The sequence below is a fragment of the Pantoea sp. Fr+CA_20 genome (assembly GCF_024520835.1).
Lineage (GTDB): Bacteria > Pseudomonadota > Gammaproteobacteria > Enterobacterales > Enterobacteriaceae > Pantoea > Pantoea allii.
Window position 1 is genome coordinate 46,492 of record NZ_JALNPN010000006.1, and the last position, 19,921, is coordinate 66,412.

The 19,921-nt window shown below is 50.7% G+C and carries 19 protein-coding genes; 10 read left to right on the plus strand and 9 right to left on the minus strand.

Features of this window, described 5'->3' with window-relative positions:
• Positions 1-58: 58 nt before the first annotated feature.
• The 3 genes from NR177_RS09975 to NR177_RS09985 all read right to left on the minus strand — a co-directional run bounded on the left by NR177_RS09975 (position 59) and on the right by NR177_RS09985 (position 4,438).
• On the minus strand, positions 59-1,429 hold the full coding sequence (locus NR177_RS09975) for a tyrosine phenol-lyase (RefSeq protein WP_256852815.1): 1,371 nt from the start codon (positions 1,427-1,429) through the stop codon (positions 59-61).
• A gap of 749 nt (positions 1,430-2,178) precedes the next feature.
• Positions 2,179-3,141 (minus strand): D-threonate 4-phosphate dehydrogenase, encoded by a 963-nt coding sequence (locus NR177_RS09980; protein ID WP_244915474.1) that lies wholly within the window; start codon positions 3,139-3,141, stop codon positions 2,179-2,181.
• A gap of 16 nt (positions 3,142-3,157) precedes the next feature.
• On the minus strand, positions 3,158-4,438 hold the full coding sequence (locus NR177_RS09985) for a four-carbon acid sugar kinase family protein (RefSeq protein WP_256852816.1): 1,281 nt from the start codon (positions 4,436-4,438) through the stop codon (positions 3,158-3,160).
• Between the two features lie 144 nt (positions 4,439-4,582).
• Here NR177_RS09985 and NR177_RS09990 point away from each other — a divergent pair, with 144 nt between their 5' ends.
• The 6 genes from NR177_RS09990 to NR177_RS10015 all read left to right on the plus strand — a co-directional run bounded on the left by NR177_RS09990 (position 4,583) and on the right by NR177_RS10015 (position 10,445).
• A complete protein-coding gene (locus NR177_RS09990; protein WP_109717675.1) occupies positions 4,583-5,728 on the plus strand; it encodes an iron-containing alcohol dehydrogenase in 1,146 nt (381 codons plus the stop codon).
• A 17-nt stretch (positions 5,729-5,745) separates the two neighbouring features.
• Positions 5,746-6,630, plus strand: a complete 885-nt coding sequence (locus NR177_RS09995; protein WP_063876935.1) for a dihydrodipicolinate synthase family protein — start codon at positions 5,746-5,748, stop codon at positions 6,628-6,630.
• A 77-nt stretch (positions 6,631-6,707) separates the two neighbouring features.
• Entirely contained in the window at positions 6,708-8,129 is a 1,422-nt protein-coding gene (locus NR177_RS10000) for a sodium:solute symporter family protein (protein ID WP_063876936.1), read from the plus strand.
• A 1-nt stretch (position 8,130) separates the two neighbouring features.
• Positions 8,131-9,288 carry an exo-alpha-sialidase gene (locus tag NR177_RS10005; RefSeq protein ID WP_256852817.1) on the plus strand — a complete coding sequence of 386 codons (1,158 nt, stop codon included), beginning with the start codon at positions 8,131-8,133 and terminating at the stop codon, positions 9,286-9,288.
• A gap of 4 nt (positions 9,289-9,292) precedes the next feature.
• Positions 9,293-9,763 (plus strand): YhcH/YjgK/YiaL family protein, encoded by a 471-nt coding sequence (locus tag NR177_RS10010; protein WP_256852818.1) that lies wholly within the window; start codon positions 9,293-9,295, stop codon positions 9,761-9,763.
• A 1-nt stretch (position 9,764) separates the two neighbouring features.
• A complete protein-coding gene (locus NR177_RS10015) occupies positions 9,765-10,445 on the plus strand; it encodes an SDR family NAD(P)-dependent oxidoreductase (RefSeq protein ID WP_109717677.1) in 681 nt (226 codons plus the stop codon).
• Between the two features lie 176 nt (positions 10,446-10,621).
• Here the strand turns inward: NR177_RS10015 and NR177_RS10020 are convergent, their stop codons facing one another.
• Positions 10,622-11,023: a cupin domain-containing protein gene (locus NR177_RS10020; protein ID WP_063876940.1), complete on the minus strand. Its 402-nt coding sequence runs from the start codon at positions 11,021-11,023 to the stop codon at positions 10,622-10,624.
• A gap of 254 nt (positions 11,024-11,277) precedes the next feature.
• On the opposite strand from NR177_RS10020, the gene NR177_RS10025 reads away from it, so the two are divergent.
• Positions 11,278-12,075, plus strand: coding sequence for a MetQ/NlpA family ABC transporter substrate-binding protein (locus tag NR177_RS10025; protein WP_096011626.1), 798 nt, complete (start codon positions 11,278-11,280; stop codon positions 12,073-12,075).
• A 49-nt stretch (positions 12,076-12,124) separates the two neighbouring features.
• Here the strand turns inward: NR177_RS10025 and NR177_RS10030 are convergent, their stop codons facing one another.
• Entirely contained in the window at positions 12,125-12,832 is a 708-nt protein-coding gene (locus tag NR177_RS10030; RefSeq protein WP_063876942.1) for a phage antirepressor KilAC domain-containing protein, read from the minus strand.
• Between the two features lie 432 nt (positions 12,833-13,264).
• Between NR177_RS10030 and NR177_RS10035 the strand changes: the two genes are divergently transcribed.
• Both NR177_RS10035 and NR177_RS10040 read left to right on the plus strand, forming a co-directional pair.
• Positions 13,265-13,699, plus strand: coding sequence for a 6,7-dimethyl-8-ribityllumazine synthase (locus tag NR177_RS10035; protein WP_063876943.1), 435 nt, complete (start codon positions 13,265-13,267; stop codon positions 13,697-13,699).
• Between the two features lie 87 nt (positions 13,700-13,786).
• Positions 13,787-14,260, plus strand: a complete 474-nt coding sequence (locus NR177_RS10040; RefSeq protein ID WP_256852819.1) for a nuclear transport factor 2 family protein — start codon at positions 13,787-13,789, stop codon at positions 14,258-14,260.
• Between the two features lie 258 nt (positions 14,261-14,518).
• Here NR177_RS10040 and NR177_RS10045 read toward each other — a convergent pair whose 3' ends face one another.
• From NR177_RS10045 to budA, 4 genes are all read right to left on the minus strand, one after another.
• Positions 14,519-14,971: a hypothetical protein gene (locus tag NR177_RS10045; protein ID WP_063876945.1), complete on the minus strand. Its 453-nt coding sequence runs from the start codon at positions 14,969-14,971 to the stop codon at positions 14,519-14,521.
• A 224-nt stretch (positions 14,972-15,195) separates the two neighbouring features.
• Positions 15,196-15,969 carry a (S)-acetoin forming diacetyl reductase gene (locus NR177_RS10050; protein WP_256852894.1) on the minus strand — a complete coding sequence of 258 codons (774 nt, stop codon included), beginning with the start codon at positions 15,967-15,969 and terminating at the stop codon, positions 15,196-15,198.
• 31 nt (positions 15,970-16,000) lie between these two features.
• A complete protein-coding gene (gene alsS, locus NR177_RS10055) occupies positions 16,001-17,680 on the minus strand; it encodes an acetolactate synthase AlsS (protein ID WP_063876947.1) in 1,680 nt (559 codons plus the stop codon).
• 15 nt (positions 17,681-17,695) lie between these two features.
• Complete coding sequence (budA, locus tag NR177_RS10060) at positions 17,696-18,478, minus strand: acetolactate decarboxylase (RefSeq protein ID WP_256852820.1); 783 nt, start codon at positions 18,476-18,478, stop codon at positions 17,696-17,698.
• Positions 18,479-18,582: 104 nt separating this feature from the next.
• Here budA and NR177_RS10065 point away from each other — a divergent pair, with 104 nt between their 5' ends.
• Positions 18,583-19,476, plus strand: coding sequence for a LysR family transcriptional regulator (locus NR177_RS10065; RefSeq protein ID WP_109717679.1), 894 nt, complete (start codon positions 18,583-18,585; stop codon positions 19,474-19,476).
• The last annotated feature ends 445 nt before the right edge of the window (positions 19,477-19,921 follow it).

A 19,921-nucleotide genomic window follows, 5' to 3' on the forward strand; every position in this document is an offset into this window, starting at 1 on the left:
GTCCGAAATAAAATCCTGTTTATAAAAAACAGGCCCCTGTCAGGGGGCCTGAATCGTATTAAATATAATCAAAGCGGGCAGTAAAGAAACGGAGCTGTTTGGGTTCATAAACAAACCTCAGACCGCGAATATCGTCTTTGTGTTGATACAGTTTAATGATGCCATCAGCAACAACATCCATGTGTGCGTAGGTGTAAACACGGCGTGGAATAGCCAGGCGTACTGTCTCCAGTTTGGGGCGGTGGTTTTCCCCCGTTTCTTTACTGCGCCCGGCGGAAACGATGCCACGTTCCATGCTACGCACGCCGGTTTCCATATAAATGCTGGCTGCCAGACTCTGTGCCGGAAACTGATCCTGCGTCAGATGGGGGCAAAAACGACGGGCATCAAGAAATACAGCATGTCCACCCGTCGGTTCGACAATAGGTACACCGGCATTACGGAGCTTATCTCCCAGATAGCGCACCTGTTTCACGCGATGTTCAATGTATTCATACTGCATGGCTTCACGCAACCCAATAGCCATGGCTTCCATATCACGACCGGCCAATCCGCCATATGACGGCATCCCCTCATAAACCACAACCAGCTCTTTCGCGGCCTGGAACATCTCGTCATCGTTCATGCACAGGAAGCCGCCGATATTCACCAGACAGTCTTTTTTGCCACTCATGGTGCAGCCATCGGCATAGCTGAACATTTCATGAACGATATCTTTGATGCTGGTGTTCTCGTATCCTGCTTCCTGCTCTTTAATGAAATAGGCATTTTCAACGCAGCGTGTCGCATCGTAGAAAATCTTAATGCCATATTGACGGGTCATTTCATGTACGGCACGCATATTTGCCATTGAAACGGGCTGACCGCCTGCCAGGTTCACGGTGACCGCCAGGCAGATATAGGCAATGTTATCCGCGCCCTTTTCTTCGATGAGTTTGGCTAATTTATTGAGGTCAATATCGCCTTTGAAAGGCACCTTCAGGCCGGCGTCGTGCGCTTCGTCACGAACAATATCCACAAAGGTTGCGCCGTTTTTTTCCTGATGGAATCGGGTCGTTGTAAAATACATATTCCCCGCAACATATTGACCGGGCTTAATGGCCAGCTGCGAGAGCAGGTTCTCTGCTCCGCGCCCTTGATGCGTGGGAACAATATGTTTAAAACCAAACAGCTCCTTAACTGTCCTTTCGAGGTGGTAGAAGTTCTCACTGCCTGCATAAGCTTCATCACCTGTCATCATCCCTGCCCACTGCTTGTCACTCATGGCATTGGTACCGCTGTCTGTCAGCAGGTCGATATAGATATCTTTTGAATTCAGTAAAAACGTGTTATAGCCCGCGGCTTGCATTTTCTTAATACGCGCTTCGCGCGGGATCATTGATACGGTTTCAACACTTTTAATGCGGAAAGGCTCGGCAGGATAGTTCATCTTTATTTCTCCAGTTATCCATTTCATGAATGTAAAAATGCAAGGCGAATGCACCTGATGCATAAAGACATTGCATGGGAATATGTAACAACAACCTCACCCGTGAGGCAGAAATAATACCAGGCCATCATGCGGTATTTATCATTCAATGAAAACAGTCGTGCCCATATTGCGGTCTTTCTGTTCAGGTTTAAAACGTAAAATGGTTATTACGCTACAGCTGATGAATTTTAAAGACCATTATTCAATAAGTTGGGAAGGTACAAACACGCTATGTCATGGCAGAAGAGTCGATTGTAACAATTAAAATGAAAACTTATCTTTCCATCCTTTATCTTTGTACTCTACGGGATACTTTTATTTAGAAAATCCTGAGACGGCGATCACTTAAAAAATTACGCTATCACATCAATCGGGAAAAATTCGTAAACTTAAATGTACATAATAGTGTGATTAACAGAAGGTATTTAGTTAATTACAGTAAAACCAAATAATCCTGCTCGTCGTAGATCCTGGCGTTAAGACCCGCGCCTGATTAGGACGTTAGCGAGGAGAGTGATTAGAATAGTAGAAGGAATGCAGGCTTTTATGCACGTTTGAAATAGTTTAATAAGTGTATCAGTGTCACCTGTTGAGATAACAGTTTTGTGGCAATGCTGGCTACAGAAATCACTAATATAATCACGAAAAAAAGGCGATGTATGACCATCGCCTGAGTGACCAGAACGTATTAACACCCGATACGTTATTTATTCTCGGGTAATTTTCATCGCCATATCGATTGATATCGCCATGCTCTCGGGATTCGCCTTGCCTGTCCAGGCAATATTGAATGCGGTGCCGTGATCGGCTGAGGTGCGCAGGAAAGGCAATCCTGCCGTGATATTCACACCGTCGTAAAAACCGAGGAGCTTAAGTGGGATATGTCCCTGATCGTGATACATCGCGACAACGATGTCATACATACCTTCATTACACTGCATAAATACGGTGTCCGGCGGACAAGGGCCATAAACATCAATGCCCTGCGCTTTCATCGCGTCTATAGCCGGCGTCAGGATTCGAATCTCTTCATCACCAAACAGACCATTTTCGCCAGCGTGTGGGTTTACGCCTGCAACCGCAATACGCGGCTGGGTGAAGCCAACCCGGCGTAAAAAGGTATCGGCGATTCTGATGACCGTTTCCACCCGTTCCTGACTGAGCGTATCCAGGAACTTACGCAGCGAAATATGCGTGGTGACGTGGATAACCTTCAGCTTATCGGTGTACAGCACCATCGAATAATCTTTGGTGTCCGTCAACATCGCGAGTAACTCGGTGTGGCCGGGATAATGATGTCCTGCAAGGTGCAGCGCTTCCTTATTCAGTGGCGCGGTAGCAATCGCTTTGACCTGGCCACGCATCGCCATTTCGGTTGCTCGCTTGATGCACCGATAGGCCACATCACCGGCTTCGGGTTGAACCACGCCACACTGCAACGCCTCCGGATGGGCAACTTTCTCATCAATAATGTGAATGATGCCCGGCGCGAACTGTGCCTGATCCACCTGCTCAATAACTCTGAGTTCAACCTGAGGTGTGATATTCATTGCCAGTATACGGCGGAAAGTCTGTGCGCAGCCGATAACCACCGCGGGTGAGCCATTCAATGGCCCTTCGGCTAAAGCCTTGATAATGATTTCAGGACCGATCCCTGCAGGATCGCCCATTGTTATAGCAACAGTATTAGTCACCTGTTTTCTCCTCAACGAAACTCAAAATTTTTAAGAGGGTGGTTTCATCACCGAAAGCACCGGCTTTAGTAAATACAGTCTGATTCCAGTCACAGCCAAGTAAGTGCCCGTAGGGAACACAACCTGCAGCCCTGCCCCGAATTCTGAATCCTGTTGCGCCCAATGCGGTTGCGGTTGCAGTCGCGACGTCACCACCGGAGAGATACAGTGCTTTTGGTGGCGTGATGCGCATGACCGAATGGACCAGTTCTCCAAGCAGAAAACTGATTTTTTCACCCAGTTGCTTACGGGTAATGCCACGTTGTTCACACAGCCTCTGTATATGTTGCCTGTCGCCACTGTCACAGCAGGTATGAACCAGACAATGTGAGCCATGACGAAGAATGCAGGTAATGGCCTCTCTGAAACGATCGCTACCTTTCTCCAGCAGTTCAGCGGTATCGATATAGACGTGTTCAACTCGCGGATGTTCTGCGGCTAGCGCCAGTTGTCTTTGAGCGACTTCACTCATTGAACCCACCACAGCAAACAGACCTGGGTACTTTTTGGCTGACGTAAAATAGCGAGCAAAAGCATCACACAGCCCAGCTGAGCCTACCAGCAACGGCTTTGGCCGTAACGATGCACATATTTCTACGATGTGATCCAACTCAGCATCAGTTTTTGCATCAACGATGAGGGCGGTCATTCCTTCGCGCACCTCTTGCGCGTGCCGGGCAAGATCGCTGCACCTGACGTTAATGCAGCTAATGCCACTCTGTTTTTGCACAATGTCACTGATATCTGCACTCACGATCGGGGTTTTTGGATCGCTGGCAAATTCCGTCGCGGTGAGCAACTTGCCGGAAACCAGACATTCACCGTTTTGCGTTGTTCGTCCTGCTGCCGGAAACGCAGGCGCAATGACCGCCAGATTGATGCCGGTTGCCTGCAACACTGCCTCTGTTTCGGCTCCGGGATTACCTCGCATCGTCGAATCGATCTTTTTGATAAACCACTCCACGGTCATACCGGGTTGGTCTGCCAAAAGTGCAGTCATGTGGTTTGTGACTTGCTGTGCGGCATCGCTCGCTGAATACGCCCTGCTGTCGCTGTTCAGCACAATCGCCTGAGCCTTACTCAGATAGGGCTGTTGGAAAATGACATCCACGACCATGCCTGCCTCAGCCAGCGAAACACCGGCATCATTCGCGCCGGTGAAATCATCGGCCAGCACAATGCATTTTTTTTGATTACCCGCCTGCACCGTCATTGGATCTCCAATGCTACTCATCTTTCGTTTGATTATATTCAATCACAATCGATTATATGTGAGCAAGATCAATTTAATAAAGCCTCATTTTATTTATAAATTTAGTCACTGAGTGAATGCGCTACAGCAGCATGAAGAATTTCAGTCAAAAACGGGGAGAAAAACGTGGCATTAATTAACAGTACAATCTTAAGCGGTTCCAACGCGATAAACGCACTCACGCCAGTCGTGGTGGGCCGTAACCGACTGCTGGTTTTGACAGACAAGAACATTGTGAATTTGTCCGCGACTCAGCAAATTCTGGCACTACTGGGCCAGGATGACCGTCATGTTGAACTCATTGATGATGTTCCCGCTGAGCCAACGCATACCGATGTTGAGGCCGTGCTGTCGCGCGCGGCAGGCAAAACCTATGATTTGGTAGTGGGCATTGGCGGCGGAAGCGTTTTAGATGTGGCGAAGCTCCTCTCTGTTTTATGCCATGCTTCCAGCCCGTCGCTTAAGGCGCTGCTGGACGGTCAGAAAATCGAAGCCCGTTTGCCCTCGCTGCTCATTCCTTCTACTGCGGGCACCGGATCGGAATCGACACCCAATGCGATTCTGGCTATTCCAGAGAAAAATACCAAAGTGGGCATTATTTCTCCTGTGATGCTGCCCGATTATGTTGCCCTGCTACCCGAACTGACAACCAGCATGCCGGCGCACATCGCCTCTTCAACGGGCATTGATGCGTTGTGCCATTTACTTGAATGCTACACCGCCACCATTTCTAACCCTGTGGGCGACAACGTGGCGTTAATGGGTCTGCATAAATTATTCCGTAATCTCGAAACATCCGTTAATGAGCCGCATAACCTGAACGCCAGGCTGGAGATGCTGTGGGCTTCTTATTATGGCGGCGCGGCGATTGCCCATGCCGGCACTCACCTTGTGCATGCGCTTTCTTATCCGCTGGGCGGGACCTGGCATCTGCCTCACGGTGTCGCCAACGCCATTCTGCTGGCACCCTGCATGAAAGTCGTGCGCCCGTTTGCCGTGGAAAAATTTGCCAACGTTTGGGACCTGATTCCGGATGCCGATACCACGCTAAGCCAGGAAGAGAAATCCCATGCGCTGGTCGACTATCTCGCCAAATTAGTTAAACGACTCAACCTGCCGGATAACCTGGAAGCCTTAGGTGTGCCTTCAGATGACATTGATTCCCTTAGCGAAGCGGCTCTGAATGTGAAGCGGTTGATGAACAATGCGCCTTGCGTGGTCAGCCATCAGGATGTGGCTGCGATTTACCGGACGCTTTTCCCAACGGTTTAATTTAAAAGGAGTGGGCAATGAGTAAAAAAATTGAAGGTGTGCTAACAGCGATTGTTACCCCTTTTGACAAAGAAGGTGAGCTTAATCTTGATGAGCTTAAACGTCAGGTGATTCGTCAACTGAATGCGGGCAATGGGATTTTCTGCGGCGGCACTAACGGTGAGTTTTTTGTTCTGAATGAAAAAGAGAAACTCACTGTGACTGAAACCTGTGTCGATGAAGTATCAGGACGCGGAAACGTCGTTGCACATATTGGTGAGATCTCTACCCGTGAAACCATTCGCTTAGGTAAACAAATTGAGAAACTGGGCGTAGACGCGGTTTCGGTTATTACGCCTTACTTTGTTCCCCTCAATCAACGCGAACTGATTAACCATTATACGGCTATCGCCGATGCCCTTTCCGTCCCGGTTTTTTTGTACAACATTCCGGCCAGAACGGGCAATACCATTGCGCCAGAAACGGCCCGCATACTGGCTGAGCACCCCAATATTATTGGCGTAAAAGACAGTGCGGGAAGCTACGAAAGCCTGAGTGGATATCTGGATGCGGTGAAGGATAGCAAAGACTTTGCTGTCCTGAACGGGCCGGATTCGCTTATCCATCAGGGTTATGTAGACGGCTGTTCAGCCTGCATTTCAGGTCTGGCTAACGTTGCGCCCCGTCAAATAAATGATATCTGGTCCCGGTTCCACGCCGGAGATATCGACGGATCGCGATTGGCACAAGAGCAGGTAACGGGTTTACGCACCGACCTTTATAAAGTGGCCTTTTCACCTGCAGCGGTAAAAAAAGCGTTGCAGATTCTGGGTCATAACGTGGGCGAAAGTCGTTATGCGATTCATTTTGATGCCGCTCAGGAAGATGAAATCCGCAGAATCATCAACCTCTACCTGAAGTGATAATAAGAAGTAATAAATCGTAAATACAGGGAGTACACCCTGCTCCCCGAATTTATCTTGTTATATCTGAGGCTATAATGAAAACTTTCAACGCTCAGGACACCCTGATAATTATTGGCATTGTGGTGGCTTATATTGTCTTTACCACCTGGCTGACATTCCGATTACGCAGTAAAAACTCTGGCGATTTTATGGAAGGCTCCAGAGCCATGCCAGCCTTTATCGTTGGTATTCTGCTGATGTCAGAATATATAGGCGCAAAATCCACTATTGGGACTGCTCAGGCCGCTTTCGAAGGCGGTATCGCCGCGTCATGGTCTGTTATTGGTGCCGCAATTGGTTTCCCGTTATTTGGTATGCTCCTGGTAAAACGTATTTATAATACCGGCAAGATTACCATTTCAGGTGCTATCGCTGAAAAATACGGTAACAGTACTAAAAATATCATTTCACTGATCATGATTTATGCTCTGCTCCTGGTCAATGTGGGAAATTATGTGAGTGGTGCCGCTGCTATCGCGACGGTATTACACGTCACCTTACCAGTTGCCGCATTTATTACGGCCGTGGTCAGTACCTTCTATTTTGCGTTTGGTGGTTTGAAAGGGATTGCCTGGGTCACCATGCTGCACAGCGGATTAAAGTATTTTGGTGTGCTGGCCATTTTATGGTTTGCCCTGTCGCAAACGGGCGGCCTCAAGCCAATGATCGACGAAATGCCCGCTTATTACTGGACCTGGGACGGGAATATTGGTGCGTCAACAATCTTTGCCTGGCTCATCGGTACCATTGGTTCGATTTTCTGCACGCAGTTTGTGATTCAGGCCATCTCCTCAACCAAAGATGTTAAGTCTGCGCAGCGTTCAACCTGGATTGCTTTCCTGTTCTGTATGCCGATTGCCCTGGCGATTGCGGTGATTGGCGTTGCCGCTAAGTATCTGCATCCCGACATTAACAGCCTGTATGCAATGCCCGTGTTCCTGCAGGACATGAACCCGTGGCTGGCCGGTCTGGTGACGACCTCGCTGGTTGCCTCCATCTTTGTCAGCGTCAGTACTGTAGCCCTGGCGATTGCCTCACTGGTGGTGAAAGATTTTTATGTGCCTTACTTCAAGCCGTCACCTGAGCAGGAATTTAAAACCACCCGCTGGTTATCGCTGTTAATTGGCTTCCTGCCGCTGATTTTTGTTCTGTTCGTACCGGAAGTCCTGAAGCTCTCTTTCTTTACACGTGCTATTCGTCTGTCTATTACCGTTGTCGCGGTGATTGCTTTCTACGCGCCATTTTACAGAAGTACCCGTGGCGCAAACGCGGGACTGATTGGCGCCTGTGTTGTCACCTCCATCTGGTATCTGTTAGGGGATCCGTTTGGTATTAACAACATGTATATCGCGCTCCTGACCCCTGCGTTAATCATGGCTATTGATCATATGATCCCAAGTAAAGCCAGAACCCAAGCCGCTGAAGACGCAAAAACTGCAGCAAGCAAAGGAGAATAAAATGACTGTAACCGTAATTCGTGATGGCCATGTGAAGCCATGGGAAAAAGATAGCCGAGTGCTGACGGCAATGTTGCCTTCGTCGTGCCCGCAAAACCACGCGGCAAATATTTTGCCGCTTCACGATGGTTCCCTGCTCTGTGTCTGGTTCGGCGGCACGCAGGAAGGGATTGCTGATATCTCCGTCTGGTGCTCGCGCTTGCCGGCGGGAAGTGAGACCTGGAGCGAGGCGGTAAAACTGTCTGACGATCCAACGCGTTCTGAGCAGAACCCTGTGCTGTTTCTCGCGCCCGATAATGTGCTGTGGCTGTTATGGACAGCGCAGGTATCCGGCAATCAGGATACCGCGATTGTCAGATACCGCCAGTCTCGCGATCTGGGTAAAACCTGGGGGCCGATTGACACCCTGTTAGAGAAGCCGGGAACGTTCATCCGTCAGCCTATCACTGTGCTGGAGAATGGTAACTGGTTACTGCCCGTCTTCTACTGCCGCACTCAGCCGGGCGAAAAGTGGGTTGGTAATGATGATATCAGCGCGGTGAAAATTTCGTCCGATCAGGGCAAAAGCTGGCGGGATGTGGTGGTGCCGGACAGCCTGGGTTGCGTGCACATGAACATCACCGCCTTACAGGACGGCTCGCTTGTTGCCCTTTATCGCAGTCGCTGGGCAGATAATATCTATCTCAGCCGCTCAACCGACGGCGGTGAAACCTGGTCAGCGCCTGAAGCCACCGTTCTGCCTAACAACAACTCCTCAATTCAGGTGACAACGCTTCAAAGCGGCGAACTGGCCCTGGTGTTTAACAATATGAGCGCGGCCGGAGCCACGGAACGTCGTGCCTCTTTGTATGATGAGATCGATGATGGTGATGGCAGAAAAGAGCCAGAAACCACCGGCCGTGCCGCATTTTGGGGGGCACCACGCGCGCCCATGACCCTGGCTATTTCGGCTGATGGCGGCAAGAGCTGGCCATGGCAGAAAAATCTGGATGAGGGCGATGGTTACTGCATGACCAATAACTCGCAGGAAAAGCTTAACCGTGAGTTTTCCTATCCAAGTATCAAACAGGATGCTGAAGGCACATTGCATATCGCTTATACGTATTTCCGTCAGGCGATCAAATATGCTCGCGTCACGCCAGACTGGGTGAAGGAATAGTCAGATGATGATTGGAAACCTGAACGCCCTGCCAATGGCAGGGTTACCGGATAAACTGTTAGCCCTACTCCAGTTACCCGAATGCTCACTTGAGGCATTAGCAGCAAAAGACATCGGTAAGTGGCAACCGGAAAAGGCTGAGTGGTTTTGTAATATCCAGCAGGCCAGCACTCAGGATGCGGCATTACGACATACGGAATATCACCATCTTTGGGCTGATATTCAGGTGATGCTGGAAGGGGAAGAGATGATCAACGCGGGAATGCAGTCGGTCGCCGATACCCGGGATGAAGAGAAAAAACCCGATCTGTTTATCACCAACCGAAGCGATTTGCCGGTGAGCATTGTGCTAAAAAAAGGAGATTTTGCGGTATTCCTGCCCGGTGAACCGCATCAGGCATTGTGTGCGGTAAACGAACCGATGACGGTCAGCAAAGCGGTATTTAAAGTACCAAAATCTATGTTGGGAGGCTGAGATGCGTCACGCTATCGTCACTGGATACAGCTCCGGAATCGGCAAAGCCATCACACAGCACCTGCTGAGTCATGGCTGGAAAGTGACCGGCCTGAGCAGAACGCAAGGTGAGATGACATCACCGAACCTTGACTGGATTGCCGTTGATTTAACGGACGCCGAACAGCTTAAATCGGCTATCAGCCATCTTGATACGCCGGATGCGCTGATACATGCCGCAGGGATGATAGTGGCCGCACCCTTGGGTGAACTGGATGGCGCGGCCAGCGCGCGCCTGTGGTCGTTGCACGTTCACGCGGCGGAAGTCCTGGTCAATCACTTTGCGCCAACGATGCAGTCTGGCAGCCGGATCGTCATTATAGGTAGCCGCACCTCCCGGGGTGCCGCTAACCGTTCGCAATATGCCGCAACCAAAGCGGCGCTGGTCGGTATGGTCCGCTCCTGGGGAATGGAGCTGGCACCGCGCAACATTACCGTTAACGTCGTCGCGCCTGGCGCAACAGAAACGCCGATGCTCACCAAACCTGAGCGCGCCGCTTCGGCACCTATAGTGCCCCCGATTGGTCGCTTAATCCGGCCAGAAGAAGTGGCCTCGCTGGTGGGTTATTTACTCAGCGAACTTGCCGCGCCTGTTACCGGTCAGGAACTGGTTATCTGCGGGGGCGCATCGCTGAAAGCCTGAAGTATGTCGCATAACAACATAAACCAGCCTTTATCGGCTGGTTTTTTTATCCGTCATTACCCTGAATGGCATCATCGACATAGCCTGCTCCCCGCAGGATGCCACGGCCTTGCTCACCTTATGGTTGGGCGGCACCGCGCTGCCAGTGCTCTCCGACAACGGCATAGCTCTTCCCGTTAAAATTCTTCAGGTTCGCCGGGAAGCGGGTCGGTCAGCTCCATCCCTTTCACCCCCGCATAGGTAATCACCAGCTCGGCAGGCGTGTTCAGCGTAAAGCCGCGATGTGCGCTGTTCACCGTTTCATTTAACGCTTCGCCAGCCTGAAAGGTTTGCTGTTCACCCGTTTCTTTATCCTCAACCACAAGCGTGCCTGACAAGATAAAGCACGCATTCGGCATGGGATGTGTATGCCACGGCAATGAGGTATGGGCCGGAAGGGTCAGGCGCATCACCGTCAGTTCGGGCTCTCCTTGCGGATAGGCTTCAATACGCTGACCGTTCCACGCCTGACTGCTTTTTAATACCTGCACGGCGACGATTTCTGAATCTGATGATTTATCGGGATGATTCCCTGACATGTTTGCTCCTGACAGCGAGTCGGCGATGCCGAAATGAGTGACGTGTTTAAACGTAGCTGATTATTCAGCGTGGTGCGGCCTGACTTCATAATGGATTGTTTTCATGCAGAGGTCGTTGAGTCATGGATTATCCTGTGGTGATTTTTTAAACAAATCAGGCACTAATGGTTATATCTTATATCTCCACGTCAGTACGCAAGGCTGAGAATTTGTATTAGGCTTTTGACATCTTTTACTGATGGGAATAGCTACTAATGAAAGGTTTATTTACGGCGCTAATCGCCAGTTCGGTATTATTATTGTCCGCCTGTTCACCTGATAATGATCATAAAGTTAAAGTCGCGATAAACACCGGTCCCGATGAAGCGATCTGGCAGGAAGTACAGAAAATTGCTAAAGACAAGTATCAGCTGGATGTTGAAGTCCTTAACTTCAACGATTACGTGCTGCCAAACGAAGCGCTCAATAATAAAGAAGTGGATGCCAACGCGTTTCAGAGTCTTCCTTATCTTGAAGAACAATCCAAAGAGCGTGGCTACAAATTTGCCGTCGTAGGTAAAACCTTTGTCTTCCCTATCGCTGCTTATTCTCACAAAATTAAAAACATCAGTGAACTTAAAGATGGCGATACCATTACCCTTTCTAATGAAGCCACGACGCTGGGCCGCAGTCTGCTGCTGTTGCAGGCGCAGGGCTTGATTAAGCTCAAAGAGGGCGTTGGTTACTTGCCCACCTCGCTGGATATTACCGAGAACCCTAAGCACCTGAAGCTGGTTGAAGTTGATACGCCGCAGTTAACCCGTACTCTCGACGACCCGAACGTCACACTTTCAATTATCAATACCAACTTCTCTGCTCAGGCGGGCCTGTCAGCCCATCGCGACGGATTGTTTATGGAGAGCGCCTCATCGCCTTACGTCAATGCGCTGGTATCACGCCAGGACAATAAAGACAGCGATAAGATTCAAAAGCTGAAGTCTGCTTTACAGTCTCCAGAAGTCGCGGCTAAGGCTGAAGAAGTCTACAAAGGTGATGCTATTAAGGGCTGGTAAACAGCCTGCCGGAGCAGGCCGCTTAGTTGGCGGCCTGTACCGGCAAGTGCTAAGCCGCCGCACCTTTGGTTTGTGTCGACAGATGCCCGGCCCACAGGTGGGCAATCCACCTGACGCCTTTAGCAGTAAAACGCGCCTGAGAGAAAGCATGCTGATTATCCGCCGTGCCTGAATGCAGCGTAAAGTAACCCGCCTGAAGATGATAATGTTGAGGCGTCAGGGTTCCCTTGTCACGGAACATGATATTACGCTCCAGCAGGAACTGACGGAAATCAGCCTCTTTGGCTTTCAGCATTTTACACAGCTGGCGAAAACCCAGAGAGGTTTCGACGTTAACAAAGTCGTCAAAAAAAGCGGCTTTAGGTGCTGACTCCGCCAACTGCTTCTCTGCGGCCCGCCGCTGTTCAAACTGTTCAGCCCAGGCACGCGCCGCTTCAGCGGGATTGGTGAAGTCAGGCAGATGAATGCGTTCTTCCAGGGCTTGCCAACGGTCAAGCGCATCGGCAGTAAAACCGGGCGAAAGCCGGGCGACGGCAAGCAGGGAGTCGCGTTTATTCAGGCAGAACTCCTGACGCATCTCACCCTGGCGCTCATAGAGATTGACTAAAAGCGGCTGGGACAGGCGCTGCGCCGTTTCAAGGCTTTTGATTAAACGTTTGACTTCACCGTGCGTGTTCCCGGTCATTTGGGCAATTTCACGGCTGGTCATGGTAATGGCATGATCCGTTGCTTTGAAGATTTCTGTCGACATCATCATGGGCTTTACCCCCTAATCATTCCAGACAACACCCAACGGGCAGTGGAATAATTATACAATTACCTGTTTAAATATCCAGTAGTATTTTTAAGCAGACACATAAGTGGAAAGCGTTACGCAAAAAGGGCGTTACGACATCACTGTTAAGGCTGCTGCAAAAGCACCCCTTGCTGCACTAAGCCCCTGGCTATTGCAACAGTGGATGGCTGTAAAAGCTCATTAAAGGTAAGCAGGGTTTATTGACATCAGCTTATAATGTCGCCCTTACGTTAGTGACTTCACCTGCATTCCGCCCTCAGGCGGCCAGGTTTATTAAGAAGTGCGGAGCGAATCTGTCGTGCTGCTCATCAGACAGCTTTATTTTTTATTTGGGAGAAGGCGATCGTTTTGCGATTTCACGGGAGCCGGATGTCACGTTTACTGGAGTAAGTTATGCAACCGTTAAGAGTCGCCTTTATCAAGGCAAACTGGCACAGCGACATTGTTTCTCAAACCCTGGTTGGCTTTAATCAGGAAATGGAGAACAGTGGCACGCCTTACGCGATCAAAACCTGGGATGTGCCTGGTGCCTTTGAAATGCCGTTACTGGCACAGCGCCTGGCGCAAACAGGTCAGTTTGACGCCATCGTCTGTGCGGCATTGGTGGTAGATGGTGGAATTTACCGCCACGACTTTGTTGCTCAGGCCGTGGTCAGTGGCTTAATGCAGGCACAGCTTGCAACGAATGTGCCGGTATTTTCTGTCTCACTGACGCCCCATAATTTTCAGCCTTCCGACGACTTCATTGATTTCTACACGGCGCATTTCGTGAAAAAAGGTAAAGAAGCGGCACGCGCGGTCTGTCAGGTTCACGCCATTTCGCTCTAAAACAGGCGCTATTTCGTCAGCCCCGCTATTCAGCCGGCACCCTGCTTTTGTGGTGCCGCTGAGTCTGTCAGGATTTCAGGAGACACAATGGAAGCACAACGTCAGCCGTTACCGCCGTTTACCGATGTACAGGATGCGATAAAGAAAGTTCGCCTGGCAGAAGACGCCTGGAACAGCCGCGATCCGGAACGCGTTTCTCTGGCCTATTCACCCGACAGCACATGGCGCAACCGAGATACCTTCATCACGGGCCGGGCCGAAATCGTGACATTTTTACAAGACAAATGGCAACGCGAAGCCGAGTATCGGTTGATTAAAGAGTTATGGAGCTTTCACGCGAATCGTATTGCCGTGCGTTTTGCCTATGAGTGGCACGACAGCCAGGCCAACTGGTTTCGCTCCTACGGCAATGAGAACTGGGAATTTGATGAGAATGGTTTCATGGTGAAACGTTATGCCAGCATTAACGATGTAGCTATTACCGACAGCCAGCGACTGTTTCACTGGCCTCAGGGCCGTCGGCCGGACGATCATCCTTCACTCAGCGAGTTGGGGCTTTAGCCACGCATCCCTGATGCTGTTTCTGTTATCCGGAACGCCACATGAGCAGATTATTCTCTTTAAAAAAAGAACAATCGTCGTCACAGGGCGGTCTGATGCAGATGATAAGAACGGTTACAGAATGAGGTGGCCAGAAGCGCTGGAAGCGGTTGCTGAGCGATCAGCATGATGACGACAGCAACCTGAAATTATCTGTCTTCATTTACACATCAGGCTTCTGCTGGGTGCCCTAAGCTCTCTCTGCCCCTCAAGATTGAATCAGCCCTGTTCCTGCTCTTGCGGCTGTGGTTGCGGCTGTTCAGTCTGTTTCGGCTGTTCAACAAAAGTCGCCTTATTACGGGTCACCGTGTAAGCCACCTTTTTGACATCATCAGGTGACGTTGTCACCTCAAGTGGATCGATAGTCACACGTCCCAGGCCAAACAGGGTGCGCACATAGCCACCGACTTCGTGTTTACCCGCAGCAACATGAACAATCTTGCTTTCACCATTTGGCAGTTCGCCTGCATCTTTGCCATCTACCGTCAGATAAATATGCGATCCGTCATCAGCACGCGTAATGACGTGTGAAACATCAATCTGCGTTGGACCGGTTGTAAAATCATCGGCAGCAACGGCAGCATCAGCAGTGGTATTGGCGGCAGGATGTTTAGCACATCCGGCTAATGTGGTGGCGACCGCGAGTGCGGCAAAAAGATTACGATAACGCATTATGACTGTCTGACTCCCTGGCAAATGAGCGCATCATTTTAGCGGTTTCAGCGCATGATGGAAGCCCGCAAACGCTCGGTATGCTCTTAAAATTGTCAGGAAACTATGGGAAAGGTAACCAGAGTGGTCATGGCAGGATAAATCACGGCAGCAATGCGCGTTTCGGGCTGAGGCTCGTGTGGACTACGGGCAGTCTGGCGCACTGGCGCCAGACTTTTATCCGATCAGCTAAACACCATGCCACCGTCTACCAGTAACGACTGACCGGTGATGTAATCAGAGTCCGGGCCGGCAAGAAAGGCGACACAGGCCGCCACATCCTCAGGCTCTGACAGGCGGCCGAGCGTGATGCGTTTTGCAAACTCCTGAGTCCCATAACCCACGGGTTTGCCTGCCGCTTCGGAAATTTGCCGATCAATTTCTGCCCACATTGGCGTGTTAACAATACCAGGACAAAAGCCATTCACGGTGATCCCCACCGGTGCCAGATCCCGTGCGGCAGTTTGTGTCAGGCCCCGAACAGCAAACTTGCTTGAGCTGTACACTGCCAGTTCGGGATTGCCTACGTGCCCGGCCTGAGAACAGGCGTTAATGATTTTCCCACCGTGCCCTTCCGATGCGAACGCTTTTACCGCCGCCTGAATGCCCCAAATCACACCTTTGACGTTAACGTTGTAAACCTTGTCGATGACGTCTTCGGTGATTTCATCAATCGGCGTGGAGGGTGCGACACCCGCGTTATTGACGATGACGTTAAAATCACCCAAAACGCGGCGTGCTTCTTCTACCGCATGAAACACCTGCTCCCGTTTTGACACATCAACCTTGATGGCCAGCGCACGGCTGCCTTCTTTTTCGATCTTTTCCGCGACCCGTGAAGCGGTTTCGATATTGAAATCAGCCACTGCAACCGCAAAACCGTCTTTAGCCAGACGTAAGGCAATGGCTTCACCAATGCCCTGACCCGCACCTGTAACAAGCGCAACTCGCTTTTTCATCATCGTTTCCTTATTCCCTTTTCCATTGAAATCAAAGCAACTGACTGAGGTGTAGCTGACCCATCAGCAAGTGGTTATCGGCATAATCCACCGGCACCGCCACCACAGCCGGCCCCTGCACATCCATCGCTTTGCGTAGCGTTGGCTCAAGTTCAGATGCACTGTTCACCGCGAACCCTGCTGCACCGAATGCCTCTGCATAAGCTTTAAAGTCGATTGGGCCAAAGTTCACTCCTGAAACACGCTGGTATTTCTTCTCTTCCTGCATCGCCACCATGTTGTAAGCATTATCGACCCAGACAATGTGCAAAATATTCGCTTTCAGCCTGACCGCGGTTTCCAGCTCCATGCTTGATTGCAGGAAGCCGCCGTCTCCCGAAACCGAGACGACCTTGCGCTGTGGATCGACCAGCCAGGCGCCGATCGCCCAGGGTAGAGCAACGCCCATGGTTTGCTGTCCGTTGGAGATCATGATTTGCCGTGCACGGAAACTGTAGAGATAGCGGGCAATCCAGATATGGAAGCTCCCCATATCGACGGTCAGACTGACATCGCTGTTAATAATGTCCTGCATCGCGCGAACGATGCGCAGTGGATGAAGGGCAAACTGATTGAGGCTTGCCCCCTGCAAGGCAAGTAACTGCCGCTGTTGCTGACGATCATCCAGTACGCTTGCAGCTTCATGGCTGAGTTGTAAAGGATGAGTGATACGTTCAGCCAGTTTACGCAGAGTCTCGGCAATGTTGCCGACCAGTTCCGCATCAGGCAGGTAGCGGTTATCCGTTTCTGCGGGCACCACATCAATGTGGACTAACGTCGCATTACCGCTGTTCCACATCGCTGGCTCATATTCAACCGGGCTGTAACCGATGGTAATAATCAGGTCCGCCTGTTGCAGCAGCTTGTCACCGGCCTGGTTGTTGAAAAGCCCAACGCGACCGGCAAAACGGGAAAAGTGTTCCTGGCGAATGGCACCTGCGGCCTGATAGGTACTGGTGACCGGAATATGGCTGCGGTTTAACAGATCGTGAATCGCCTCGCTGTTCTCAGGCTGGCTGGCCATCAGGCCCAGTAAAATAACCGGGTTTTTCGCGTTGGCGATTTCACGGCTGACCGCATCAATCATGATGTCAGGTGCCGCGCCCAAGGTGATGCGGCCTTTACTGGTGAGCACTTTACCCGTTACCGGCTGATCAACAATATCCTGCGGCAGGCTGACAAATGCGCCGCCGCCGCGTCCATGCTCTGCATGACGGAACGCGTTCGACACGCATTCCGCCAGCGCAGAAGAATCTGTCACTTCGACCGCATATTTTGTCACCGGGCGAAACATGGAGACGGTATCCAGGCTCTGGTGAACCTGCTTGGCGCTGTCGGAACGTTTGACCGCGCCGCCAATGGCCACCACCGGATCGCCTTCACTGGTGGCGGTAGCCATACCGGTAACCAGGTTTGAACAGCCAGGACCGGATGTCACCAGCGCCACGCCCGCATTACCCGTCAGTCGGCCCACCGCAGCGGCCATAAAAGCCGCATTGGCTTCATGCCGCACGGGGATTGTTTGAATAGTCGAATCCAGCAGAGAATCAAATACCTTATCGATTTTTGCCCCTGGAATGCCAAACACATGGCTGACGCCCTGCGCTTCAAGTTGTGCGACAACCAGGTCGGCACCGCAGGTCCAGAGATTCGTATCAGAGAGAGTTTTCATATTCAGACCTCGTCATTAGCTTTCGACAGAACGGATTGCGTCATCCAGGTTTTCTGGCGTCAGGTTGGCATTAAGAAAGTCGCTGTTTTCTGGCAAATCGATGACCAGTTTGCTGATGGCACCAAAGGTCAGCGTGCCCTGCTCCAGCAAATAATCCAGGATATGGCCGCCACCGGTTCTGTCGTCTGTGATGAAATGTTCGTGATAGCCCGCAACATTGATACCTTGCATGTACTGCGGCGTGCGGAAACCAATGAGTTCACCGCTGCGGTGGGTGAATTCAAATACGGGTTGATTGCCCAGGACTTCAGGCATCGATCGATAGGGGCGGCACTGGCACGGAACGGTTCGCGTCTGGACTGAGGAAAAATGTCCACTTACACGCAGTGCACAAAACTGATTATCTGACGTGATTTCACTGTCAATAAGCTGATGCAGCTCATCGCGTTGCACCGCACGTTCAAAGACATGTTTATGCTGCGGCTGAAAAAAGGTCATTACCGCAAAGGGGGTTTTCTGATCGGGATCAGCAGGCCGGGCACTGCCATCGGCGCGCAGTTGATAAACGTTGCTGTCAAAAGCAATCAGTTCGCCATCCAGCTGATTAAAGGTTCCCAGGCCAAAATCGCCTTTACGCAATAAGTCCGCAATTCTGGTTTCACCATCATAAACCCCACTCAGTAGCGCACTCATCAGAGAGGTTTGATACATAACGCTTGCTGGCATGTTTTTCTGCAGTCTCTGGACAGTATCTTTTAGTTGATCCTCGCAGGAACAATCAGTTACAAAATTGCTCATCGGATGCCTCATAGGTTAACTGTTAAGCCGTGTTAACATAATGGTGGCCCTGTTTGATGACAGAATCCAATAGCAAAACCTGTTAACTTTGAGACGTTTTTAATATGGAACTGCGCCACCTTCGTTATTTTGTTGCTGTCGCACAGACGCTGCATTTCACCCGCGCGGCCGAACTGCTTGGCATTTCGCAGCCACCGTTGAGCCAGCAAATTCAGCGACTGGAGCATGAAATCGGTACACCGCTGTTGAAACGGCTGACGCGCGGCGTGGAACTGACGGATGCAGGAAAAACGTTTTTGACGGATGCGATTGAAATCATTCAACTCGCCGATCATGCGCTGGAGAAGGCGAAAGGTGTTGCCCGGGGAATTAGCGGCAAAATGTCGCTGGGCTTTGCCAGTTCGGTGGCGTTTAATCCTCGCGTCTTTGAGATTATACGGCGGTTTAAAGGGCGTTATCCCGCGCTGGAATTAATGACGCGGGAGGAGAATATGTCATTACTTATTCAGGATCTGCAGGAAGGATTACTGGACGCGGCCTTTATTCGTCTCCCCTGCGAAAGCAGTAAGCCCTTTAATTTACGCGTTATTTCTACCGAACGGATGGTGCTGGCCTTACCGGCGACGCATCGCCTGCAGCAAAATCCCTGTATTGCCTTGAGTGAGCTGGCACAGGAAACCTTAATTATTTTCCCGCGCGACGTTTCACCCAGCCTTTATGAGCTTATCGTCAGTGCCTGTTTACGCGCAGGTTTCACCCCTTCATCTTTCCAGCAGGCGCCGCAAATCAGTTCTTCTCTTGGCATGGTGGGCGCAGGTTGCGGTATCGCGCTTATCCCGGAATCGATGGTTTGCGTTCAGAATCCACAGGTGTGCTTTCGCGAAATTGAAAATAATACCCTGTTCACGGATGTTGCTTTTGCGTGGCGACGTAATCATACATCCAAAGCGGTCAACCACCTGTTGTCTCTGATGTCCGAGGGCGAAAAAACAGGCTGATGGAGGCGTTAACAGAGCGCCAGGTTGCTGGTTAACCATCCCTGAATACAGGCGGATAGCGTTGTCTTTATCCGTTTAAACATATGAGTGAACCCGGATGAAAACACCATTAGCAATATCACTCTGTTTTATCTTCCCGGTCGTTGTTGCGCATTGCGCCATTTTTCAGCAGAGACGGTCGCGGGCATTCTTTTACGAACCATAAACCCCCTACCGCTTTATTAAAAACGCAAGATGTGCAGGTTACACATTATTTAACGCATGAACAAAGAGTGCGCTGTGCGGGTATTTATGCCGGTTTGGTATGCATCGCTGTAAACAGGCTGAGGCACCGCGTAGTCTTCACTGCCGGCGTAAACCGTGCACAGCCTGGACAACACCGCGCGTCAGCGAGATTCATTTTTAACGTTAAAACCTGTATTCCAGTTCAGCTGAAGAGAACCTT